We start from the raw sequence: 4,216 nt of genomic DNA, 5'->3' as shown, positions 1-4,216 counted from the left end.
CAAATATTTTTAATTCCGAATCGCTTCTAAGTGTAAGCAATGGTGCTTTCAATTATGTAGAAACTTCTTATGATTTGCGGCCAACCCAAGTACTAATGAAAGTTAGATTTCCGCTTTAAAACTTCTTTTACAGCAGCTCATCATCGGCTGGTTTGGCCGTTGGTGGAGTATATTTTTGGGTAGAATCTATATAAGCACCTTCACCTGCTGTAAACACACAATCGCCTGATATGGATACCGTTGACGGCTTCAAGAATGTTCCTTTTTTGTATTCCAGCGTTTTATCGGCATACACTCGCTGGAAGAAACCGCCCCACGTTGGCATCGAAAGCCTTGCACCTTGCCCGAGATTAATATCGCGGAAGTGAATCGTTGGGTCGTCGCCACCTGTCCAACCGCCCGCCACGAGCGTAGGCGTAATTCCCATAAACCAACCATCCGAGAAGTTGGAAGTTGTACCAGTTTTGGCGGCAATTTCGTTTCCGTCCAATACCCCATATCTTGATAAACCTATCGCCGTTCCGCCAGGTTGTGTTGCTCCACGCATGAGGTGAATCATTTTATAGGCAGTTTCTTGACTGATAACTTCCTTACTATCAGAATAATACTCCTTAATAACCTCACCATTTTTATCCGAAATCTTGGTTACAAAAATCGGCTCGGTATATTTTCCTTGGTTCGCAAAAACGCAATAGCCCGCCATCAATTCATAGAGCGAAACATCACCAATACCCAAACAAATGGCAGGTACTTCGGGCAATTCGCTCTTGATACCCAATTTATGAGCATATTTTATTACGTTTTCAGCCTTAAACTGATTTATCAGATATGCACTCACTGTATTGATTGACTGCCCCAAAGCCTGACGGAGCGTCATGGAGCGATACGAGTATTTACCATCCGAGTTTTTTGGTGTCCAGCTGCTTCCCGGAACTTGAATCGTAATCGGTTGGTCAGTTACTCGCTCACAAGTAGAAAAACCATTATCAATTGCCGTACAATAAACGAACGGCTTGAATGTTGAACCTGGCTGACGTTTTCCTTGATAAACGTGGTCGTATTTGAAATGCTTGTAATTAATACCCCCTACCCAGGCCTTGATATGTCCGTTGCGAGGGTCCATAGCTAAGAAACTCGAATGCAAGAAAAACTTATAATGGCGAATCGAATCCATTGATGAAAGCACAGTATCACGCTCCCCCTGCCACGTAAAGACTCTCATTTTGGTTGGCTTCTTCATATCACGCCAAACTTTGTCCATATCGCCGTCATATTCTCGTTTCAACTCACGGAATCGAGCTGTAGTTTTGGCAATATTCTCAATGTAGTTCGGAATTTCTTCATAACGCCCTTCTTTCGCTTTTGACTCCAACACCCACGGATTTCCCTTTCCTTTCCAGTGAGCATAGAATTTCTTCTGTTGGTCTTTCATGTTTTCACGCAAAGCCTCCTCGGCGTAGGTCTGCATGTGCGAGTCGATGGTTGTGTAAACTTTGAATCCTTTCGTATAAATATCATTGGCATCGTAACCTTCTTTTACGATTTCAGCTTTCAACCAATCTTTCAAGAATTGACGGAAATAAGGTGCTGGCCCCGAATTATGACTTTCGGGCGAATAATTTAATACAACTGGTTTTTTCTTGAGAGCTTCACCTTGTTCGAGCGAGAGTTTATTGTACTTTACCATTTGGTCGAAAACAATATTTCTACGCTCCTTAGCAGCCACTGGATGAAATTTCGGGTTAAATCTTGATGGATTTTGACACATTCCTACCAAAATTGCAGCTTCTTCGGCATTGAGTTCGCTTGGTTCTTTCTTGAAATAAGTCTTTGCGGCTGATTTTATACCATAAGCACCACTACTAAACTCAACCGTATTAAGGTATTTCTCCATAATTTCCTGCTTTGTGTAGCGGCGTTCGAGTTTAATGGCCGTAATCCACTCTTTGGTTTTAATAAGCAACTGTCTAATTCCCGGAACATTATACAAAGGCCCTCTGTAGAAATCATCTTCACGAAGTTTGAAGAGGTTTTTGGCCAATTGCTGAGAAATCGTACTACCTCCACCTTTGCGTTGGCCCGTAAAAATACCAGTAATCACACGTAATGTACTACGTGCATCTATGCCCGAGTGAACCGTAAAACGTACGTCTTCGGTAGCCACCAAAGCATTTACGATATTCGGAGAAAGCTCATTGAAGTCTATTGGGCTACGGTTTTCGTAGGCAAACTTGCCAATCACTTTCCCATCCGAAGAAATTACTTCTGATGCAATCTCGCTGTTTGGATTGTCAATATCATCTGAGCTTGGCATTTTTCCAAATAGCCAAAATAAATTGAAGTTAACAGCAACAAGAAAAATAATAAATGCAAGTACTCCGAAACCAGTAAATTTCCAAATATTACCAATAATCTTTCGATATTTGCCATCTGCAAGTTCAAAATAGTTAAATCTCATTTTTGTTGGGTCAGTGTTTGTATGTATGGTGTAATGAGTGTGCTTTATAAGTTTTATACCTGTTCTTCAATCAGATACTCGTCTTTTTTAAAGTTTTGTTTCACGAAAAGTTCACCGATAAATCCTGCTAAAAATAATTGCGAACCAATAATGATAGCCACCAATGCCAAAAAGAACAGTGGGTTGTCGGTTACGTTTCGATAACGAAGACCTTGATTAATATTGTATAATTTCTCGAAAAGTAAATACATGGCCATTAGGCTACCAATCAAAAACGACAGCACGCCCATCGTACCAAAAAAGTGCATCGGACGACGGCCAAATTTATTGACAAACGCAACCGTAAGTAAATCAAGGAAGCCAAAAATGAAGCGTTCGAGGCCAAATTTGGTGGTTCCGTACTTGCGGGCTTGGTGTTGTACTACTTTTTCTCCTATTTTCTTGAAGCCATTCCACTTCGCAATGATAGGGATATTGCGGTGCATTTCGCCATAAATCGTAATACTTTTTACGACTCTCGATTTATACGCTTTCAAACCGCAATTAAAATCATGCAACTGCACTCCCGAAACCCAACGAGAAACACCATTGAACAATTTCGTTGGTAGGGTCTTCGTAATGGGGTCATAGCGTTTCTTTTTCCATCCTGAAACCAAATCGTAGCCGTCTTCTTTTATCATTCGATAAAGCTCTGGTATCTCATCGGGGCTGTCTTGCAGGTCGGCGTCCATCGTAATTACAACATCGCCTTTGGTATTGATAAAAGCTGTTTGCAAAGCTGCCGTTTTACCATAATTTCGAGTAAATTTGAAACCTCTAACAGCCTGATTATTAGCCGATAAGCGTTTGATAACCTCCCACGATTCATCAGAACTGCCATCATCAACAAACAATATTTCATACGAAAATTGGTGCTGAGTCATCACTCGTACAATCCAGTCATGAAGTTCGGGTAAAGACTCGGCTTCGTTGTAAAGAGGCACAACGATTGATATTTGCAGCGATTGGTTCATATATTAGGAAACGCTCTTTCGGATAAAAGGGCTAAAAAATCAAATAATAATCTTTTAATAAATCTCGAAATTCATTCGAGTAAGTTTTACCATCTTTATCATGAATAATTAACGTTGTTTCTTCCAAATCAGGTACTTGATTAGTAAGAAATGTAGCAATTACTCTGAAAATAGGCTTCGATTCATCATGACGAATCAGCATTTTTTTTGACAAATATAAGCCTTTTTTTTGTGCTATTTGTATCAATTTTTCAATCTCAAAAGGCGGCAGTAAGACCACAAATCTACCTGCTGAATTTAATAATCTTTTTACAGAATCTATCAAATCATCGAAACTTAGCTCAACTGCGTGTAAAGCCTTATTTGCCTTCGCATCATTTGATTTTAAAGATTGCTGATAAAACGGTGGATTGGAGATTATCAAATCAAAATTCGATGTGTGCGAAAAATCTTGAATCCGTTGGTGATGTACTTTGATTTTTTCGGCAAATTTGCTCATTTGCACATTCATAATAGCTTGCTGATAAGCATCTTCATCAATTTCTACGGCATCAATTTGGGCGTTGCTTCGCTGAGCCAACATCAAGGATAATAGCCCTGTTCCTGTGCCAATATCTAATATTCGATTCACATTTTCAACGTCGGTCGATGCCCCAAAAATACACGCATCTGTGCAAACTTTCATGGCACAGCGGTCTTGGTTTATCGTGAATTGCTTGAATGTAAATGAATTTTTTGGCATTTT

The 4,216-nt window shown here is 40.0% G+C and carries 3 protein-coding genes; all 3 read right to left on the bottom strand.

Annotated elements, in window-relative coordinates; translation table 11 throughout:
• Nucleotides 1-127: 127 nt before the first annotated feature.
• On the bottom strand, nucleotides 128-2,458 hold the full coding sequence (locus ACOVO2_RS23960; RefSeq protein ID WP_421772400.1) for a penicillin-binding protein 1A: 2,331 nt from the start codon (nucleotides 2,456-2,458) through the stop codon (nucleotides 128-130).
• A 53-nt stretch (nucleotides 2,459-2,511) separates the two neighbouring features.
• Nucleotides 2,512-3,471, bottom strand: a complete 960-nt coding sequence (locus ACOVO2_RS23955; protein ID WP_421772399.1) for a glycosyltransferase family 2 protein — start codon at nucleotides 3,469-3,471, stop codon at nucleotides 2,512-2,514.
• Between the two features lie 31 nt (nucleotides 3,472-3,502).
• Nucleotides 3,503-4,216, bottom strand: a 714-nt coding sequence (locus ACOVO2_RS23950) for a tRNA1(Val) (adenine(37)-N6)-methyltransferase (protein WP_421772398.1), incomplete at its 5' end; no start/stop codon positions are given.

It is taken from the genome of Emticicia sp. (assembly GCF_049241225.1).
GTDB lineage: Bacteria > Bacteroidota > Bacteroidia > Cytophagales > Spirosomataceae > Emticicia.
The sequence above is the reverse complement of the archived record's forward strand: the minus strand, read 5'-3'. Positions and strand labels throughout refer to the sequence as shown.